This is a genomic window from Streptomyces venezuelae (assembly GCF_008642335.1).
Lineage (GTDB): Bacteria > Actinomycetota > Actinomycetes > Streptomycetales > Streptomycetaceae > Streptomyces > Streptomyces venezuelae_F.
In genome coordinates, this window is sequence record NZ_CP029191.1 from 4656486 (window position 1) to 4675443 (window position 18958).

General features: G+C 72.6%; 18 protein-coding genes. 6 read left to right on the forward strand and 12 right to left on the reverse strand.

The annotated features are described in order from the left end of the window. The first annotated feature begins 94 nt into the window (after positions 1 to 94). The 4 genes from DEJ49_RS21145 to DEJ49_RS21160 all read left to right on the forward strand — a co-directional run bounded on the left by DEJ49_RS21145 (position 95) and on the right by DEJ49_RS21160 (position 4922). Positions 95 to 1006 (forward strand): NADP-dependent oxidoreductase, encoded by a 912-nt coding sequence (locus tag DEJ49_RS21145; RefSeq protein WP_150185595.1) that lies wholly within the window; start codon positions 95 to 97, stop codon positions 1004 to 1006. Between the two features lie 6 nt (positions 1007 to 1012). Next, positions 1013 to 2254 (forward strand): MFS transporter, encoded by a 1242-nt coding sequence (locus tag DEJ49_RS21150; RefSeq protein WP_150185596.1) that lies wholly within the window; start codon positions 1013 to 1015, stop codon positions 2252 to 2254. 88 nt (positions 2255 to 2342) lie between these two features. Further along, complete coding sequence (locus tag DEJ49_RS21155; RefSeq protein WP_150185597.1) at positions 2343 to 3983, forward strand: FAD-binding oxidoreductase; 1641 nt, start codon at positions 2343 to 2345, stop codon at positions 3981 to 3983. Positions 3984 to 4118: 135 nt separating this feature from the next. Then, a complete protein-coding gene (locus tag DEJ49_RS21160) occupies positions 4119 to 4922 on the forward strand; it encodes an alpha/beta fold hydrolase (protein WP_150185598.1) in 804 nt (267 codons plus the stop codon). A 108-nt stretch (positions 4923 to 5030) separates the two neighbouring features. Here the strand turns inward: DEJ49_RS21160 and DEJ49_RS21165 are convergent, their stop codons facing one another. The 5 genes from DEJ49_RS21165 to DEJ49_RS21185 all read right to left on the reverse strand — a co-directional run bounded on the left by DEJ49_RS21165 (position 5031) and on the right by DEJ49_RS21185 (position 10308). Next, a complete protein-coding gene (locus tag DEJ49_RS21165; RefSeq protein WP_150185599.1) occupies positions 5031 to 5480 on the reverse strand; it encodes a MarR family transcriptional regulator in 450 nt (149 codons plus the stop codon). A 199-nt stretch (positions 5481 to 5679) separates the two neighbouring features. Then, entirely contained in the window at positions 5680 to 6858 is a 1179-nt protein-coding gene (locus DEJ49_RS21170; protein ID WP_150185601.1) for an acyltransferase family protein, read from the reverse strand. Between the two features lie 42 nt (positions 6859 to 6900). Next, positions 6901 to 8172: an MFS transporter gene (locus DEJ49_RS21175; protein ID WP_150185603.1), complete on the reverse strand. Its 1272-nt coding sequence runs from the start codon at positions 8170 to 8172 to the stop codon at positions 6901 to 6903. 135 nt (positions 8173 to 8307) lie between these two features. Beyond that, on the reverse strand, positions 8308 to 9612 hold the full coding sequence (locus DEJ49_RS21180) for a sulfotransferase family protein (RefSeq protein WP_223832928.1): 1305 nt from the start codon (positions 9610 to 9612) through the stop codon (positions 8308 to 8310). Between the two features lie 84 nt (positions 9613 to 9696). Next, positions 9697 to 10308: a TetR/AcrR family transcriptional regulator gene (locus DEJ49_RS21185; protein ID WP_150185605.1), complete on the reverse strand. Its 612-nt coding sequence runs from the start codon at positions 10306 to 10308 to the stop codon at positions 9697 to 9699. A gap of 244 nt (positions 10309 to 10552) precedes the next feature. Between DEJ49_RS21185 and DEJ49_RS21190 the strand changes: the two genes are divergently transcribed. Beyond that, positions 10553 to 11749, forward strand: a complete 1197-nt coding sequence (locus DEJ49_RS21190) for a transposase (RefSeq protein ID WP_150185607.1) — start codon at positions 10553 to 10555, stop codon at positions 11747 to 11749. Between the two features lie 39 nt (positions 11750 to 11788). Here DEJ49_RS21190 and glpX read toward each other — a convergent pair whose 3' ends face one another. The 4 genes from glpX to DEJ49_RS21210 form a co-directional block, all read right to left on the reverse strand. Further along, the gene (glpX, locus tag DEJ49_RS21195) at positions 11789 to 12826 is read right to left on the reverse strand and encodes a class II fructose-bisphosphatase (RefSeq protein ID WP_223833206.1); all 1038 of its coding nucleotides are present in this window, start codon (positions 12824 to 12826) and stop codon (positions 11789 to 11791) included. Positions 12827 to 13056: 230 nt separating this feature from the next. Next, positions 13057 to 13845: an SDR family NAD(P)-dependent oxidoreductase gene (locus DEJ49_RS21200; protein ID WP_223832929.1), complete on the reverse strand. Its 789-nt coding sequence runs from the start codon at positions 13843 to 13845 to the stop codon at positions 13057 to 13059. A gap of 72 nt (positions 13846 to 13917) precedes the next feature. After that, on the reverse strand, positions 13918 to 14616 hold the full coding sequence (locus DEJ49_RS21205) for an HAD family hydrolase (protein ID WP_150185611.1): 699 nt from the start codon (positions 14614 to 14616) through the stop codon (positions 13918 to 13920). Between the two features lie 105 nt (positions 14617 to 14721). Continuing rightward, positions 14722 to 15351 (reverse strand): ScbR family autoregulator-binding transcription factor, encoded by a 630-nt coding sequence (locus DEJ49_RS21210; RefSeq protein WP_150185613.1) that lies wholly within the window; start codon positions 15349 to 15351, stop codon positions 14722 to 14724. Between the two features lie 115 nt (positions 15352 to 15466). On the opposite strand from DEJ49_RS21210, the gene DEJ49_RS21215 reads away from it, so the two are divergent. Further along, positions 15467 to 16528, forward strand: coding sequence for a ScbA/BarX family gamma-butyrolactone biosynthesis protein (locus DEJ49_RS21215; RefSeq protein WP_150185615.1), 1062 nt, complete (start codon positions 15467 to 15469; stop codon positions 16526 to 16528). Between the two features lie 149 nt (positions 16529 to 16677). Here the strand turns inward: DEJ49_RS21215 and DEJ49_RS21220 are convergent, their stop codons facing one another. The 3 genes from DEJ49_RS21220 to DEJ49_RS36010 are packed head-to-tail and all read right to left on the reverse strand — an operon-like array spanning position 16678 to position 18883. Then, positions 16678 to 17565, reverse strand: a complete 888-nt coding sequence (locus tag DEJ49_RS21220; RefSeq protein ID WP_411757182.1) for an aminoglycoside phosphotransferase family protein — start codon at positions 17563 to 17565, stop codon at positions 16678 to 16680. 38 nt (positions 17566 to 17603) lie between these two features. Continuing rightward, complete coding sequence (locus DEJ49_RS21225) at positions 17604 to 18698, reverse strand: molybdopterin-dependent oxidoreductase (protein ID WP_150185617.1); 1095 nt, start codon at positions 18696 to 18698, stop codon at positions 17604 to 17606. Continuing rightward, complete coding sequence (locus DEJ49_RS36010; protein WP_190329396.1) at positions 18695 to 18883, reverse strand: hypothetical protein; 189 nt, start codon at positions 18881 to 18883, stop codon at positions 18695 to 18697. The genes DEJ49_RS21225 and DEJ49_RS36010 overlap by 4 nt, the downstream gene beginning before the upstream one ends. Between the last annotated feature and the right edge of the window lie 75 nt (positions 18884 to 18958).

Sequence of the window (18958 nt, forward strand, 5' to 3'; positions counted from 1 at the left end):
GCGAAGTAGGAGTGCGTAGCGCTCAGAGGTGGGAGCGGAGAACAGAACGACTGCTACGTTCTGCCGTAATCACATAACTCGCAGGAGGATCTACGTGCGTGCCAGCACCCTGCCCCGATACGGGGGCCCCGAACTGCTGACCGTGGCCGAGCTGCCCCGCCCCACGCCGGGTCCGGGTCAGATCCTGGTCCGCGTCGCCGCGTCGGCCGTGAACCCGGTCGACCTGGAGGTCCGCTCGGGTTCGCATGCCCGGAACGTCGGCCACGGCTTCCCGATGGTCCTCGGCTGGGACCTCTCCGGCGTCGTCGAGGAGTGCGGCCCCGGCGTGGACCGCTTCGCCGCGGGGGACCGGGTCGTCGCCATGTCGGCGCAGATGGCCACCGGGGTCGGCACCCACGCGCAGTACGTCGCGCTCGACGCGGACCTGGCCGCCGGGGCCCCGCGCACCGCCGAACTCCGCGACGCCGCCGCGCTCCCGCTCGCCGGGCTCACCGCCCACCAGGCGCTCGAAGCCCTCGCACCGCAGGACGGCGGCACCCTGCTCGTCACCGGCGCGACCGGCGCCGTCGGCGGGTTCGCCGTCCAGCTCGCCGTCGCCCGCGGCCTCAAGGTGCTCGCGTACGGGCGGCCCGGCGACGCCGACCGGCTGCACGCGCTCGGCGCCCACGAGGCGTACTCCGACGAGCGGCCCGTGCCGCCCGGCGCCGCCGACAGCCTCCTGGAGACGGCCGGACTGCCCGGCTCCGTCGCCGGGGTGCGGGACGGCGGCCGCGCCGTCTCCATCGTGCCGACGGCACCGCCCGTCGCCGAACGCGGCATCGACGTACGGATGTCGTTCGTGGAGCAGGACGGCCGGCGCCTCGAAGAGCTGTCCGCCCTGGTGGACGAGGGCGTGCTCACCCTGCGGGTCGCGGAGACGTTCCCCCTCGCCGAGGTGGGCGAGGCGCACCGGCGGCTCGCGGCGGGCGGCTCCCGCGGCAAGCTCCTCATCTCTCCCTGGGAGTGAACAGCCATGCCGTTTGCCCTCTTCCCCCTGATGCTCTGCGTCTTCAGCGTCGGCAGCGCGGAGCTGGTCGTCGCCGGTGTCCTGCCGGCCATCGCCGGCGACCTGGACGTCTCCCTGTCCGACGCGGGGCTCCTCGTGACGGCCTACGCGCTCGGCGTCGTGGTCCTCGGCCCGCTCGTCACCCTCGCCGGCAGCCGGGTGCCCCGCACCCCACTGCTGCTCGGCCTGATGGGGCTCTTCACGGCGAGCAACGTGCTCGCCGCGCTGGCCCCCTCGTACGCGGTCCTGATGACCGCACGCGTGCTCTCGGCGATCACCCACTGCACGCTGTTCGCGGTCTGCATCGTCGTCGCGGGATCGCTGGCGGAGAAGGGCAAGGAGGCCTCCGCCGTGTCGAAGGTCGCCGTCGGGCTCAACCTCGCCACCGTGCTCGGCGTGCCGCTCGGCGTCCTCCTGGAGGAGCACTTCGGCTGGCGCTCCGCGTTCTGGAGCATCGCGGGCCTCAGCCTGCTCGCCCTCGCCCTGGTCGCCTGGCGGCCGCCCGTCGCTCCTGTGCCGGGCGCGGGCGGGTCCGACGGCGTGGGTGCCGGTGGCGTCGGGGCCGAGCTGCGGGTGCTGCGCAACCGCACGGTCCAGATCGCCATCCTGCTCACGGCGCTCGCCATGGCGGGCGTCTTCACCGCGTACACCTTCGTGAACCCGATCCTCACCTCGATGGGCGGGTTCGCCGACTCCACGGTGAGCTGGCTGCTGCTGCTCGTCGGCTGCGGCTCACTCATCGGCAACCTCATCGGCGGCAAGCTCGCCGACCGCGCGCTGATGCCCTCGCTCGTCGGCGTCCTCGCGGTGCTCGGCGCCGACCTCGCCCTGATGGCGCTCGGCGGCGACGTGTCCTGGCTCCTGCTCGTCCTGCTCGTCGTCTTCGGCGCCGCCTACTTCGCCGTCATGCCGGGGCTGCAGGCCCGCATCCTCAAGGGGGCCGGGGACGGCGCGCCCACGCTCGCCATCGCCATCAACATCGGCGCGTTCAACATCGGCATCGCCTTCGGCGCCTGGTTCGGCGGACAACTCCTCGGCTGGGACCTCGGGTTGCGCGGCGTCATCGCCGCGTCCGCGGTCCTGTCCTGGCTCGCCATGTCCCTCGCCGCCAACGAGCTCAGGAAGGACCGGCGCGCCGAGCGCACCACCGGCATCCCCACGGCCGCCGACCCCGCCCCCGCCACGCGCGTACCCGCCACGGCCGACTGAGGCCGACCCACCCAGAACGGCCCGCGGTCCGCGGCCCGACCTGCCGCAGCAACCACCTGTGGCACCCGACTTCTCTGGAGTAGCACTGATGAGTGAGCTCACCCGGCGCAAGGTCCTGCGGCGTTCCGCCGCGGCGGGCGGCGTGGCCCTCGGCGCGACGGTTCCCGCCGCGGGCCTCGCCCAGGCCGCGCCCGCCAGGTCCACGACCGTCCGCGCCGCGTCCGCCACCGCCCCGTCGGCCGTCACCGTGCGGCCCGACGACGCCCGCTACCCGGAGCTGATCCGCGGCACCAACCAGCGCTGGGTCGGCAGCCCCGACTACGTACGCCTCGTCACCAGTGCCGACCAGGTCGTCGACGCCGTGAAGGAGGCCGTCGCCGCGGGCAAGCGCGTCGCGGTGCGCAGCGGCGGCCACTGCTACGAGAACTTCACCACCAGCTCCGACATCAAGGTCGTCATCGACCTGTCGCAGCTCGCGTCGGTGACGTACGACGCCGCCCAGCGGGTCTTCGTGGTGGAGCCCGGCGCCTGGCTCTCCGACGTCTACAGCACCCTGTTCAAGCGGTGGGGCGTCACGCTGCCCGGCGGCTCCTGCCCGTCGGTGGCGGCCGGCGGCCACATCGTCGGCGGCGGCTACGGCGCGCTGTCCCGCCTGTTCGGGCTCACCGTCGACCACCTGCACGGCGTCGAGGTCGTGACGGTGGACAAGGACAAGACCGTGCGCAAGGTCGTCGCCACCCGCGACAGCACCGACGCCCGCCTGCGCGACCTGTGGTGGGCGCACACCGGAGGAGGCGGCGGCAACTTCGGCATCGTCACCAAGTACCTGCTCCGCACCCCGGGCGCCACAGGATCCGACCCGGCGAAGCTCCTGCCGAGCCCGCCCGCCGAACTCCTGACGTCCACCGTCACCTGGTCCTGGGACGGGCTGACGCAGACGGCCTTCAAGCGCCTGGTGAAGAACTACGGCGACTGGTTCGTCGCCCACGGCGGCCCCGACGCCGCCCACCTCGACCTGTTCAGCCAGCTCAAGGCGGCCCACAAGGCGGCGGGCGCGATCACGATGGTGACGCAGCTCGACGCCACCCGCTCCGGTGCCGAGGCCGACCTGGACGCGTTCGTTGCCGCCGTCGGCGCGGGCGTGCCCGTCACACCACAGGTCAGCACGCAGCGGCTGCCGTTCCTGCACGCCACCAAGTGGCCCGGGTTCGCGGGCGGCGACCCGACGCTGCGCTTCGAGGACAAGTCCGCGTACATGCGGGCGAGCTTCCCCGACGACCAGCTGTCCGCCGCGTACCACCACCTGACCCGCACCGACTACACCAACCCGGCGGCGCTGCTGCTCATCGCGGGGTACGGCGGCCGCGTCAACGCCGTCGCGCCGGACGCGACCGCGGTGGCGCAGCGGGACTCGGTGATGAAGCTGCAGTACCTCGCGTTCTGGCAGGACGCCGCCGAGGACGAGCGGCACCTGGCGTGGGTGCGCGAGTTCTACCGGGACGTCTACGCCGCCTCCGGCGGTGTCCCCGTGCCGGGCCGCGTCAACGACGGCTGCTTCGTCAACTACGCCGACGTCGACCTCGGCGACCCGGCGCACAACACCTCGAAGACGCCGTGGCACGCCCTCTACTACAAGGACAACTACCCGCGCCTGCAGCGCGTGAAGGCCACCTGGGACCCCCGCGGCATCCTGCGGCACGCCCAGTCCGTCGAGCCCTCCGCGGGCTGACCGGCCGCCCCCCCCTGATCTCCGCGGTCCCTCCCCGGGCCGCGGCGCCGCGCCGGCCACTACCGGCGCGGCCTCCCCCCTCCCGCAGAACAGCAACGCGAACACGACGAGAACGACGAAAACAAGGAGAAAGCGATGCCTTTCGCTTCGACGCACGGCTCCAAGGTGGAGTACTTCGAGACCGGCACGGGCCCCGGCCTCGTCCTGGTCCACGGCACCGGCGGCGACGCGGGAACGTACGACCAGCTGCGGGACACCTTCAGTGACCGCCGCACCGTCGTCGTCCCCAACTACTCGGGCAGCGGCGCCACCGAGGACGAGGGCGGCCCGCTCACCCTCGACCTGCTCATCGCCCAGATCGACGCGGCGATCGAGGACAGCAGCGCCGAGGGCCCCGTCGACCTGGTCGGCTGGTCGCAGGGCGCGCTCGCCGTCGCCGCCTACGCGGCCACGCACCCGGAGAAGGTGCGCCGTCTGGTCCTGCTCACCGGCTGGATCAAGAACGACGCCCGCCAGCAGCTCTACTTCGACCTGTGGCACCGCCTCGACCAGCTCGACCACGAGACGTTCGGCCGGTTCCTCCAGCTGAACGGCTGGACCACGGCGCAGGTCAATTCCTTCGGCGTCGCGGGCGTGGAGGAGATGGTCTCCGGCGGCGTCCCCGCGGGCATCGGCCGGCAGATCGCGCTCAACCTGGAGCTCGACATCACCGAGCACCTGCCGAAGATCACCGCGCCGACGCTGGTGATCGGCGCCACGCACGACAACATGATCCCGGTCCAGCACTCCCGCGCGCTGCACGCGGCCATCAAGGGCAGCCGGTACGCCGAGCTGGACGCCGGACACTTCGCGGTCTTCGAGAAGCCCGCCGAACTGGCCGAGCTGATCGGGGAGTTCCTCGCGGAGGACGAGGCGAAGGGCGGGACCGAGGCGGCCTGAGCCGGCCGCGGCGCGCTTGCGTACGTCCGAACAGAGCCCGGTGGGGGGCGGTGAGAGCCGCCCCCCACCGGGCTCTGTCGCGTGTTCCCGCCAGCGCCAGCGCTACCGCTACCGCGCCGGAGACGACGGAGCGTGCCGGAGCCGGTTCACCAGCGACGCCGTCTCCGGCTCGAAGGAGGCCATGTCGAGGGCGAGTGACAGCTCCTTGGCGAACGTGCCCTGCGCCTGGGCGACCAGCTTCTTGCCCTCGGCGGTGAGGTGGGCGAACATCACCCGCCGGTCCTCCTCGCCGACCGTACGGGCGACCAGGTCCTCGTTCTCCAGGCGGGTGACCAGACGGCTCATCGTGGACTGGCTCGACCCCACCGAGTCGGCGAGCTCCTGCATCCGCAGCGCGCCGCGCCCGAGGACCGAGAGGGCCGTGAACTCCGACGCCGTCACACCGTGTTGGCGCTGGAGCTTCTTGTCGAGTGTCGTGCTCACCCCGTTCACCAGGAGCAGCAGCTGCCTCCACAGTTCGAGTTCGCCGTTGAGCCGTCCGCGCGCGGCAGTCGCCATGCCGTCCTTCACCGTCCTGTTCTCGCCTGCGCCCGAACCCCGGCCCCCTTGGAAGCGGCTCGGCGCCCCACGGTGTCGTCACAGCAGTGTGAAATACTTGCCTTTGCAAGCATAGGTCAAGGTGCGTCACGAGACCAGCATGTGGACGCACGCAAGAGCCGGCGCACCCCCGGGCGGGGCGCGCCGGCTCTCGTCGTCGCTACGGGCGCCGCGCGGCGCGGGGCTTGGCGAACCGGCGCATCATCGGCATCTCGACGCCCTTGTGCAGCAGCCACGCGAAGGCCATGCACACCACGAAGTACAGGGCCATGACGCCCATGCCCCCGGCGAACCCGAACTGCCGTGTCTCGCCGATCAGCGAACGGACGTGCACCAGCAGGACGTTGTGCACGATGTAGAAGGCGAACGACACCTCGCCGAGCCACACCATCACGCGCCCGCGGAACGGCGAGCGGTCACCGCGCAGGTCGGTGGCGGCGACGGCGGGGATGAGCAGGGCGAAGGGGATGAGCGCCGCCGCGTTGAGGCCGAAGAGCCACGGGGTGGCGTTGGCGGCCGCGTAGCCGACGACGACGAGACCGCAGGCGGGCAGCATGCCCAGGTTGATCCAGCGGCCGGTCATGAGGATGCGCGCCATGACGATGCCGAGGACGAAGTCGAGGGTGCGCACCGGCGGCAGCATGTAGACGGCCCAGTACTGGACCTCGGAGACCGGGAAGCCGTTGGACATGGTGCCGTCGGGCAGCAGGAGGTAACCGAGCGCCGGGATCGCGGTGATGGTGGCGATCAGGCCGCCCGCCCACGCCCACAGCCGCTCGGGCCGTATCGCGGAGATCCAGCGGTGCAGCTGGGGGAAGCAGAGGTAGAAGAAGACCTCGCAGGAGAGCGACCAGCTGGGCGGGTTGATGCTCAGGTACGTGTGGTAGTCCGGGATCCACGTCTGCAGCAGGAGCAGGTTGGGCAGCCACTGCTGCCAGGTCGCCGTCGCCGCCGCGAAGAGGACCATCGCGCCGATCCAGCCGACCACGTGGCTGGGGTAGAGCTTGACGAGGCGGCGGCGCCAGAACCTGCGGGGCGTGTCGTCCGGGCGGGCGGAGTACGTGAGGATGAAGCCGCTGAGCAGGAAGAAGAACGTGACGCCCATCCACCCCGTCTTGCTGGCGGCGGCGTGGAAGAAGTCCGAGACGTCGCCGCTGAAGGGGTTCAGGGGCGGTTCGGTGGTCAGGGACGCGTGGAAGAGGAAGACCATGACCGCCGCGATGAAGCGCAGGCCGGTCAGCGAGGGGAGCCGGGCGAAGCCGGCGGGTCTGGTGTCCGGGTCGGGGGCTGTGCCGGTCGTACTCGCCGTACTGCTGAGGGGTGCGACGTTCGTCGCCATGGAGACCTCCGTGAGTGAATAGATTGCATCCTGATGCAAGGACTAGGGCTGTCGTCTCGCGCCTGCCGCCAGCTCCCGCTGGATCTCGTCGAACGAGCGGTTCTTCGTCTCCGGGACCGTGCGCACCACGAAGACCAGCGCCGCGCCGCAGACCGCGGCGAAGAACCAGAAGACGCCCGCCTCGCCGAACAGGTCGGCGGCGGGCAGGAAGAGCTGGCCGACGACAAAGTTGGCGGACCAGTTGACGAGGACGCACAGTGCGACCCCCTTGGCCCGTACGTCCGGCGGGAAGACCTCGGCGGCGAGGATCCAGAACACCGGCCCGATGCCGACCGCGAAGGCGGAGACGTACAGCCCCATGGAGACGAGACTGACCGCGTGCGAGGCCCCGCCGAACGCGCCGTTCAGCGCGCACCCGAGCGGCACGAGCGCCGCCGCCATGCCCACCAGGGAGAGGACGAGCAGCGGCTTGCGGCCCGCCCGGTCGACCAGCGGGATCGCGGCGACCGTCATCAGCAGGTTGGCCACGCCGATGGCGACCGAGTACATGATCGAGTTCGTGGCGGGGAGCCCGGCGCGCTGCATGATGCTGGGGGCGTAGTAGATGATCGTGTTGATCCCGGCGAACTGCTGCACCGCACCGATCGTGACGCCGATCAGCAGCGCGCGCCGTACGACGGGCTCGGCGAGCATCCCGCGCAGGGAGCGGTGGCTCCCGCCGTCCTCCACGGGTGCCGTCACCCCGCCCCGGCGGCGCCGCTCGAGCCACACCGGGCTCTCGGGGACGAAGAAGAGGCCGACCAGCATCAGGACGGACGGGATCAGACCCGCGCCGAACATCGCGCGCCAGTTGGCGTCTTCGGCGAACCAGAGGTTGATCAGGTACGAGACGAGGATGCCCGCGGTGAGCAGGATCTGGTTCACCGTGATGAGGCGGCCGCGCAGCCGGGGCGGCGCCACCTCGGCGAGATAGAGCGGGACGAGCGAGGAGGCGGAACCGACGGCGAGGCCGAGGATCACGCGTGCGGCGACCAGGGTCCAGAAGCCGGTGGCCAGGGTGGCGAGCAGCAGCCCGAGCGTGAAGGTGGCGGCGATGACGATCAGCGTCCTGCGCCGTCCCCAGCGGTCGGCGGGCCCGCCGCTCCACAGGGCGCCTGCCGCCGCGCCGAGCAGCAGCGAGGAGATCACCGCTCCTTCCTGGAAGGACGTCAGGTGGAAGTCCTCCTTGAGGAACAGGAGCGCTCCCGAGATGACGCCCGTGTCGAAGCCGAAGAGCAGCCCGCCCAGGGCGACGACGCCGACGGTGAGCGCCAACCGCCAGGTAGGAATGGCTGATTCCAGTCCTTGGGGAGTCTCAGGACCCGGCGGGGCCAGGGCCCTCGCCTCGTCAGATGTCACGGTCACCGACGGCACTCGCTTTCTTCGGTCTGTGTACGTGAGACGGGTGTGTCACACGCCGTACCTCGTCCGGTACACCGCGAAGCGGCTGTGCAGCTCGCGGCGTGAGAGGTCGAACTCGGCGGGCTGGAAGGGGCGTGCGCGGCGGGCCTCGCGGACCGTCCCCGCGACGAACGTCGTCACGACGCGGTCGAACATCGGCGTCGCCGTCACACCCGCGAAGGCGAGCACGGCACGCACCTGCCCGGCCGGGTCCGCCACCAGGTCGTCGAAGCGCAGGTCGAGCAGGCGCCCGCGCGGGACGTCGAGCCGGGCCCGCTCGGACGCCACGAGGTGGCGCTCGACGCGGTCGGCCCACTCCTGCCCGACGGGCCGCACCTGACGTGCCGTGCGGCCGCGCAGCGCCGTCGCGATCCCGGCGCAGGCGGCGACGGTGTCCGCCGGATCGCGGTGCACCTGGACGACCTTGGCGTCGGGGTAGACCCGCAGGAGCTGCTTCAGATGGCGGGCGTGGAAGGAGTCGCGCAGGACCAGGCGGGAGGCGGGGATGCGCCAGGTGAGGGCCTGGAGCTGGGCGCGGTGGAACGCCAACGCCTCGGTCGGGTCCGCCGTCTCCAGCCACGACGCGTACCCGGGCACCCGCCAGGAGAGCGTCGCCGCCATGCCGTGGAAGGCGTTGCCGAGCAGCCGGTGGCAGCCGCCGGGCCGCGTGGCGCCGACGAGCAGTCCGGAGCCGCGCCCGGCCGTGGCGAGGGCCGCGTCCCGCGCGATGCCTCCGGCCCGGTCGAGGGCGGCGCGCCGCTGGCGGATCGTGGTGGGACGGCCCGCCGGGTCGTGCAGTTCCGCGAGGGTCGGGGCGTCGAGTCCGGGGTGCTCGGCGAGGGCGTTGTGCAGCATCGCCGCGCCGCTGCCCGGCAGTCCGGTGACGAAGACCGGGGCGCGGATGTCGCTCAGGGCGATCTCGGGCCGGTCCCGCAGCAGCCGGATCATCTGTTGCTGCTTCAGGAGGGCCGCCACGAGCGTGGAGCGTGCGGCCGCGCGGCCCACCGCGTGCAGGTCGGCCTCCGTGTCGAGGGAGTGAAGGAGACGGCCGAGCGCGGGCAGGAAGCGCAGCCCGACGGCGTCCGTGCCGCTGTCCTCGCGCACCCGGTCAAGGAGGTCGTCCATGGCGAGCACATCGCGGTCGCGCCGGCCGGGGCGCCTGCCGGGCACCCCGTGTGCCGCCGTCCGCGGCAGGCCGTCGGCGGCCCGTCGCGGGCGGCCGGTGCCGCGCCCCCAGACGGGGCCGCCCCCGGTGCCGCCCCAGGGAACGGCCGACTCGCGTGCGAGGACAGCGGGTTCACTCCGTCTGCTCACCGAATCGCCTTCCTGATACGAGCGTCACTCACCGCTCCCGCCCCCGCTCCTGTGATGTCTTCGCGTACGTGTCCGCGCCCGGCCTCAGTGCTTGGACAGCCCCGGCAGGACGAGCGCCCAGAGGCGGGCGAGGTGCCGCTCCACGCTGTCGTCGCCCTCGCCCTCGCCCCTGCTCGCGGCCCGCGGTCCGTGGAGCCGCTCCCGCAGCCGGGACTCCGCACCCGCCAGGAGGTACTCCGCGAGGAGCACCACGTCGTGTTCGGCGACGGCGGGGCCGAGTCCGGCGCCGCCCGCGCGGTCGAGGGTCTCCGCCACCGCGGGCAGCCAGAGCCCGGACCACGTGCCGTCGCCGTCGGGGACCTCGCGCCACAGGCGGACGGCGGCCCGCACCACCTCGTCCTCCTCGAGGAGCCGCGCGAGCGCGAGAGTGAGGGTGACAACGGTGTCGAGCGCCGGTTCGGTGCCCGTGCCGGACTCCGCCACGCACGCCCGGACCGTCGCGTCGCCGCGTGTCCGCACGGCCTGCGCCAGGCCCGCCTTGGACGAGAAATGGAAGGTGAGGGCGCCGACCGAGATGCCGGCGGCCCCGGCGACCCGGGTGAGGGACGTCCCCTCGTACCCGGTGTGCTCGAACTCGTGGGCCGCCGCACGGACCAGCGCCTCCCGGGTCCTCGCGGCCCGTTCCTGCTTCACCATCTCGCCCTTCCCTGTCCCCGGAGCCGGACAGTCCGCTCCGGTCGTGCACGCCTCAGCCACTGTGGGCACTGGGCGCGTCGCCGACAACGCCGACTTCCGAAAGTCGCCCCTCGTGCCGCACGGCAGGGTCCGGACTTGGCCAAGTAGCGGGTTTTCGCACACTCAACGGCACCCGGGGCTTCAAAAGAAAACGAACGTTCTCTATTCTTGAGGGGGTCAGGCGCCACGACGGGGAGGGAATGCCATGACAGAGCTCCAGGACCACCGGCTGCCCGAGCTGATCGCGGACGGGTCGATCACCTCGTACGCGGAGACCGTCTTCGGACATCTGCGCCGCGCGGACCAGCGGCGCTGGGCCGCCGCCTACGTACTGGGGCTGCTCACCACCCCCGGCCGGAAGTCCGTCAAGCGGCTCGCGGCACAGCTGCACGCGGGCCCCACGGCCGCCCAGTCCCTGCACCAGTTCGCCAACGCGAGCCCCTGGGAGTGGGACCCGGCGCGGCACGAGCTGCTGCGCCTGGCCGAGCGCCGCACCCGGGTCCGTGCCTGGACCGTCGGCGTCGCGGTGCTGCCCAAGCGCGGCAGCCACTCCTGCGGCGTGCACCAGCGGTTCGAGCGGGCCACGGGCCGCACCGTCAACTGCCAGATGGGCATAGGGCTCTTCCTGTCCTCGGACACCGCGCACGTTCCCGTGGACTGGCGGCTGCGGCTCCCCAAGGAGTGGGACGAGGACGAGGAGCTGCGGGCGCGCACACGCATCCCCGACACCGCCCGGCACTGCTCTCCCACGGAGCACGTCCTGGACCTCGTCGACTCACTCGCCCCGCACTCCGGCCGCGAACCCGTCCCGGTGGTCGCCGACACGAGCCACCACCCGACGTCGGGCGCGTACCTCGCCACGGAACTGACCGCGCGCGGACGCCACAGCGTGATCGCCGTGCCGCACGGCCTGCGGGTCGTACCGGAGGGCCAGCGCGTACTCGCCCCCGGCGCCCCCGACGGCGTCCTCACCGCGGGGCGGCTCCTCCAACTCCTCTCGCCCAAGGGGGCGGTGTCGGCCGCGGTCGACTTCCGGCACGGCGCGCCGCGCGCCGACCGGCTGGTCTCCGCGCTGGTGCGGCTGCCCGGGCGGCGCGGCGTCTCCCCGGGTGTCTACCGGGTCTTCGCGCGGCGCCGCCCGGGGTCCCCGGGCGTGGGGCGCATCTGGCTGACCAGCCTGGTCAACCCGCGGCTGCACGACCTGCTGCCGCTGGTGCAGGCGCACTCCGGCACGGTCTCCGCCCTCGCGGACCTCACGGAGAACTACGGCCTACGCGACTTCGAGGGCCGCTCGTTCCCCGGCTGGCACCACCACATGACCCTGGCGTCCGCGGCGTACGCGTACCGGCGGCTCGTCGCGGGGGCCCCGGGGGAGCAGTGGCCGCAGCGCCGCATCGCGTGAGGAGCGCGGGAGCGCGCCCGAAGCCGAGTTGACCTGCCGTCAGCTCGCGCGGTCGAAGTCGATCGCGCTGTACGCGCGCAGCTTCGTGAGCCGGTGCGTGGAGTCGATGCGGCGGATCGTACGGGAGCGGGAGCGCATCACCAGGGACTCCGTGGTGGCGCTCGCCGCGCCGTAGCGCACGCCGCGCAGCAGCTCGCCGTCGGTGATGCCCGTCGCGACGAAGAAGACGTTGTCGCCCTTGACCAGGTCGTCCGTGGCCAGGACACGGTCGAGGTCGTGCCCGGCGTCGACGGCGCGCCGGCGCTCCTCCTCGTCCCTCGGCCGCAGCTTGCCCTGGATGGTGCCGCCCAGGCACTTGATGGCGCAGGCCGAGATGATGCCCTCCGGGGTGCCGCCGATGCCGAGCAGCAGGTCGACGCCGCTGTCCTCCTGGACGGCGAGGACGGACCCCGCGACGTCGCCGTCGGAGATCAGCTTGATGCGGGCGCCCGTCGCACGGACCTCGTCGATCACTTCCCGGTGCCGCGGCCGGTCCAGGACGACGACGGTGACGTCCTCGGGGGCCAGGTTCTTCGCCTTGGCGACGCGGCGGACGTTGACCGAGGCGGGTGCGTCGATGTCGACGTAGTCCGCGGCTTCGGGGCCTGTGACCAGCTTGTCCATGTAGAAGACGGCCGACGGGTCGAACATGGCGCCGCGGTCGGCGGCGGCCAGCACGGCGATGGCGTTCGGCATGCCCTTGGCGGTCAGGGTGGTGCCGTCGATCGGGTCGACGGCGATGTCGACCTCGGCGCCGGTGCCGTCTCCGATGCGCTCCCCGTTGAAGAGCATCGGGGCCTCGTCCTTCTCGCCCTCGCCGATGACGACGACACCGTTCATCGAGACGGTGGAGACGAGGGTCCGCATGGCGCGCACGGCGGCACCGTCGGCGCCGTTCTTGTCGCCGCGGCCGACCCAGCGGCCCGCGGCCATGGCGGCGGCCTCGGTGACCCTGACGAGCTCCAGGGCGAGGTTGCGGTCGGGAGCCTCCGCGGCTACCGCGAGCGGGGAGGACGTCGGGACGGGGGAGGTGAGCAGAGGCACGGGTGAGCCCTTCCGGATCCGTGAACGGCCAGCTTCCATCCGGACGTTACGTTCCCCGCCCGCTCGGGCGCCCGCCCTGCCGCCCGAACCCCCACGCCTTTGGCAACTCCCCGAGGCCACGCCGCCCTCGGCACACGCGGGCCGGGACACCCCCCTCCTGTGCCCCGGCCCGCACGTGAGGCAGCCGTACGACAGCCATACGGCCGCCCGGCGACAGCCGTGCCTCAGGCTGCCGTCCACCCGCCGTCGACCGGCACGGAGCCGCCCGTGACGAACGACGACCGGTCGCTGAGCAGCCACGCGGCGGCCTGCGCCACCTCCACCGGGTCGGCCATCCGCTTCTGCATGGAGCGGGAGACGAAGCTCTCCTCCAGGGACGGCGTGTCCGTGAGCACCTGGTCCATGAGCTCCGTCCGGGTGCTCCCCACCACCAGGGCGTTCACCCGGATCCCGCGCCGCCCGTACTCGTCGCCGCCCGCCTTCGTCAGGCCGAGCACCGCGTGCTTCGCCGCGATGTACGACGCCGTGGCCCCCGTCGCGACCACGCCCGCCGCGCTGGACGTGTTGACGACGGCGCCTCCGCGGCCGTCCGCGAGCATCGCGGTGATCTGCGCCTTCATGCAGTTCCAGACGCCGCGTACGTTGACGTCGATCACCTGGTCGAAGACGGCGTCGTCGGTCTCGTGCAGCGGCGTGCCCGCGGTGGCCCACCCCGCGTTGTTGAACCCGCCGTCCAGCCGGCCGTACGTCTCCACCGCCGCGTCGACCACCCGCCGTACGTCCGCCGGGACCGTCACGTCCCCGGCGACCGCGAGGGCCTGCCCGCCGCCCTCCGCTATCTCCGCGGCGATCTTCTCGATCAACTGCTCACGGCGTGCCGTGAGGACCACGGCGGCGCCCTCGGCGGCGAACAGCCGTGCCGCCGCCGCGCCGATGCCGCTCGAAGCGCCGGTGATCATGATCGTCTTGTCGGCCAGCATGCCGTCTCTGCCGGGCGTCGTGGTGTCGTTCATCGTCTTGCCGTCCCCCTGGTTGTGGTGGTGCGTGTGGTGGTGAGTGTGTGGTGCGTGTGGTGGTGCCGAACCTTAAAGTGTGACGTCCGCGGGCCAGACAGTGCCCGCCGCGGCCTCCGCGTCGAGGGTGCGGAGGAGCTCCTCGTCGACCGCGTCCAGCGAGTCGACGATGTGCCGGACCGACAGCTCCTCCATGAACGTGCGCTGGAAACTGCAGGGATGGCCGATGAACGGCACGCCGAGCCCCTTCGCCGCCTCGGCGACCCGGGCGACGTCGTCCACGAACAGCACCTCGTCGAGGCCCAGCGAGAACACGTCCTCGGCGATCTCCTTGATGCCGGGGCGGAACGAGTCGGTGCAGACGTAACCGGGGCCGTCGAAGAGGTGCGCCCACTGGCCCAGGTGCGTGTCGAAGTGGGGCTTGCTCAGGCCGCCGTAACAGACCACCTGGAGGCCCAGGCCGCGTATCCGCCCGATCAGTTCGGCGGCGCCCGGGTTCGGCCGCACGGGGTGCTCGGCGACGTAGCGATCGCGCTCGGCGAAATAGAGTTCCAGCGCCTCGTCGCCCGTGATGTCGAGGCCGGCCGCGCGGGCCATCTCGCCGCCCGCGACGCGGCGCGGCTGGGACAGGATGCGCCGCTCGGTCGCGGCGTCGTACACGCCTCCGCGGCTGGTGATGAAGTTGCCGATGACGGGGCTGAACGTGTCGTTGAGCAGAACGCCGTCGATGTTGAGCGCGACGAGGCGCAGTCGGTCGAAGTGCTGGTGCATGAAACGTCCTTGGCTGCGGATCGGGCAGGTCGGTGCTGCGGTGCTGCGGTACTCGGTGCTGGGGTACTCGGTGCTGCGGTGCTGCGGGGGTCGGAGGGGGCGCCGTCAGGCGTTGACCGCGGCCTCCCTCGCCTCGCTCACGTCGATGCTGTCGGCGGCGTTCCCCGTGGCGATGGCGGGCATGAGCAGCCGCCACATGGCGCGGGTCCGCTCGGGCAGGTCCTCGCGGCCGCTCGCGAGCAGGGAGTACGCCTGGAGGCCCGTACACGCGGACACGATGAACTCGGCGAGCGTGCGGACGTCGACGTCCGGGCGGACGTCGCCCCGCGTGCGCCCGTCGGCGAGGCACTCCTCCATGATCCTGGACCACTCCCGGTAGGGCGTGGCGTCGTCGAGTCCGAAGCCGGTCTGCTCGCTGGTGAGCCGGACGCCCGCGCGCAGCATCGGGTCCGTCTGGAGCTTGTGCGCCCACACGAACGTGATGTCCACCAGGCGCTGCAGGCCCTGCGACTTCAGGGCGGGCACGATGCTCGCGGGCTGGGCGCGCATCACCGCCAGGGCCAGCGCCTCCTTGTTGGGGAAGTGGAAGTAGACGGCTCCGAGCGTCACACCGGCGCGGTTCATGATCTCCCGCATGCCGGCACCGCTGTACCCGCGTTCGTCGAAGACCTCAGCGGCGGCGCGAAGGATTTCCTCGCGCGTCTTCTGTGCCCGCTCCTGCTTCGGTTCCGGCATCCGGACGCCCTCTCTCGACAAACAAAAAGAACGCACGTTACTTTACGCGTCATGGTTCTGGGTGACCAGAGCTCGCGCACTTCGATCGGGCATCACACATCCCTGGGGGGGACCCATGCCTTTCGTTTCGCATGCACAGAACGCCGCGCAGACCACTGCGCCGGCCACCGCACAGGCCACCGCGCAGGTCGCTGCGCCGACCGCCGCACCATCGGCCGCGTGGACCGTCGCACGGACCGCGCCGACGGCCCGACTCCGGCACGTGCCGCAGGAGTTCGTCCACAAGCGGGTCGGTGCCGAAGTGCTGCTCACCGGCTGGGCGCCCGCCGGTGAGGACCGGGTGACGGTCACCGCCCGGTGGCCGCGCGGTCACGCCTTCTACGCGCCCGTCAGCGGACGGCACGACCCGATGCTGCTCGCCGAGACGCTGCGGCAGAGCATCCCGCTGATCTCGCACGCCCTCTACGACGTGCCGCTCGGCCACCACCTCATCTGGCAGCACTTCACCTTCGAGGTGGCGTCCGGGGCGATGTTCCTCGACGTCGGCCCGATGAACGTCGAACTCCGCATCACCTGCGGCGACATCGCCCGGCGCGGCGGCCGGCTCGCCGCGCTCACGATGGACATCGAGATCCTGCGCGACGGCCGGCGCCTCGGCACCGCGCACACGCGGTTCAGCAGCCACGCACCGGCGATCTACCGCAGACTCCGCGGCGACCGCTGCACGCCTCCCGGCGACACGGCCCCGTTCGCTCCCGCGGTGCGGCCCGCCCTGGTGGGCCGCGTCCACGCCGAGGACGTCGTGCTCGCCCCCGCTCCGATGCCGGTACCGGCACCGATACCGGTACCGGCGCCGCACCAGTGGCAGCTCCGGGTCGACCAGACACACCCCATCCTGTTCGACCACCCCGTCGACCACGCGCCGGGCATGCTGCTGCTCGAAGCGGCGCGCCAGGCGGCCCACGCCGTCCAGAGCCCCCTGGGCGGAGCCGTCTTCCCGATCCGCTTCGAGTCGGCGTTCTTCCGCTACGTCGAGTTCGACGCGCCCTGCCTGATCACCGCCCACGTAGAGCCGACGGCGTACCCGGAAGGCCACTTGAGCGTCTCCGTCACGGCGCTGCAGGAGGACAACGAGGCCTTCTCCTGCCGCGTGACCCTGGCCCGCGCCACCCCGTGACCGCGCCACACGCGCCAGCGTGACCCACCGGGCCCGGCAAAACACAGACCCGCCGGGCCCGGCACCACAACGGGCCGGCACGCACATGCCCCCGGAACACCCGGAGGCAAATCGCCCACTTTCGAGGACCTCGTCGACGCCATGCTGGGCTACCGCCCGATCAGCCTCTGAATCGTGGCCCGGCCCGCATGGCCCCACGTCACCTTTCCGCCGGGCAGCCCCCGTTCGCCGTTGCGGCCGACGTCGATGAGGGCGAGGGACTGGAGGGCCGCCCACCCCTTCGCGCGCCGGATCATCGCGTCGTCGGCGCGTCCGTACGCCGAGAAGAAGCGGGGCGCGGCCCCGCCCGGCAGGAGCAGCCACGCCGCGCCCAGGTCCGTCGCCGGATCGCCCGCGCAGAGTTCCCCGAAGTCGAGGACGCCGGTGAGGGCGCCGTCGGAGACGACGACGTTCGCGGGGTGCAGGTCGCAGTGCAGCCAGCTGGGCGGCCCCTGCCACGCGGGCGCCGCGACGGCGTCCTCCCAGAGGGCGCGCAGCGCGTGGAGGGCGTCCGCGTCGTCCGGACCGACGCCGATGTCGTCGGGCGACAGATCCGCGAGGCGTCCGGGGAAGTCGTCCGCGAGGGGCGCCAACGGGCCGCCCCGCCCCTGGTGCCGCGGTGCCGCCGCGGGCGCGGCCACGTGCAGCGTCCGCAGGAACGCACCCAGGGCATCCGCCGCCTGGGCCCCACGGCCGACCGGCGTGCGGTCCGCCGGCGTGCCCGGCACCCAGGCCGTCACGGTCCACGGCTCCGGGAAACGGGTGGACGGCACACCGAGGCGCAGGGGCGTCGGCACGGGAAGGGGGAGGTCCGTCGCCATGGCGGGCAGCCACCGGTACTCCTTGCGCAGGAGGCCGGGCGCACGCTCCGTGCGCGGCATGCGCAGCGCCAAGTCGTCGCCGAGACGCCACAGTTCGTTGTCCCAGCCCCGGGCGGCGCGACGGATCTCCAGGTGCGCCAGGTCCGGGTGCTGCTCCTTGAGGAGGGCGCGCAGCAAGGGTTCGGTGAGCTGGATCTCGGGGGCCTTGATGACGATTACTCCTCGACGGCCGGGGCGTACGGGTGAGGCGGGCGGCGGTTCGCGGGGGCGCCCACCGTGAACCGGACCTCGTGCTCGGAGTTCCGCGCGCCCGGCGGCGGCTGGACGCGGCCCGCCGCGTCCGTCGCGCGCGAGCGGACCGTGTGCGGGCCCGGCGCGAGCGTGCGGCGCAGGGAGAAGCCCTGCCAGGCCGGGTCGGCGCCCGGGACGTCGAGGGTGGCGGGCTCCCACGGGCCGCCGTCGAAGGAGAGGTCGAGGCGGACGACCGCAGTCGTGCTCCACGTACGCCCTCTGAAAGTCCAGCCCGTGTAGGGAAGTTCGGCATCGCCCTCCGGTGAGAGGATCTTGCTGTTGACGTCCAGCGCGCGGACCGGCTGCGGGGTGTCGTGCCCCGGGAGCCTCCGCGTGTAGAAGGTCGTCGTGAACATGTGCTCCGGGCGCTCGTCCGTCAGGACGATCCGGGTCAGCCACTTCACGGAGTTCGTGCCGAACATGCGCGGGACCACGGCCCGCAGCGGATATCCGTGCCGGACGCGCAGCGGCTCGTCGTTCATGCCGTGCGCGAGGAACACGTCGCGGCGGGCGGTCTCCAGGGGGAGGTCCTTGACGTACGAGAGTCCGTCCTCGCCCTGGAAGGAGCCGGTGTCCGCGCCCTCGAAGAGCACGTGCCGGGCGGCGGGCAGCGGTCCCGCGCGGTCCAGGAGCGCGGCCAGCGGCAGCCCCGTCCACTCGATGTTCGTCACCGCGCGCGTGGGCGTATCCGGCCGGAACGGGCTGCCGAAGCACTCGTGGACGGCGGTGAGCCGGTCGGACGGCAGACCGAGGAGCGTCGCGAGGTCGAGGCGCAGGGGGCGCTCCACCAGGCCCTCGACGGTCAGGGTCCAGGCCGCCGGGTCGATGTCGGGGAAGCCGCCGAGGTGGGTACGGACGAAGACGTTGTCGACCGGAGTGATGAAGTCGGGGCCGGGGTCCGGATCGCCGTGCGAGGGGTCCTCGGGCGGCGGCGCAAGCGGAGGCGTGGAGGCGGAGGTGGGGACGGCGGCGGCGGAGGCAGAGGTGGAGGCAGAGGTGGACGAAGGCGGCGCGGTCATCTGGCGGCTCCCTTTCCGGGGCTACCGGGGCTACCGGGGCTTCGGGGGCCTCCGGGGCAGCCGGGGCCGTCGGGTTCGGCGCCGGGCTCCGTCCCGCCGTGGTGCGGCGCCGCGTCGGACGCCTTCATCGCCAGGACGAACAGGGCGAGCATGGCCAGGGACAGGGCCGTGGGCGCGATGAGCATGACGAGAATTCCCCCCGGTTTCTCGAAGTCGTGCAAACCTCAAGATCCTAGGGGGAGTTCCCGGTGACGTCCCAC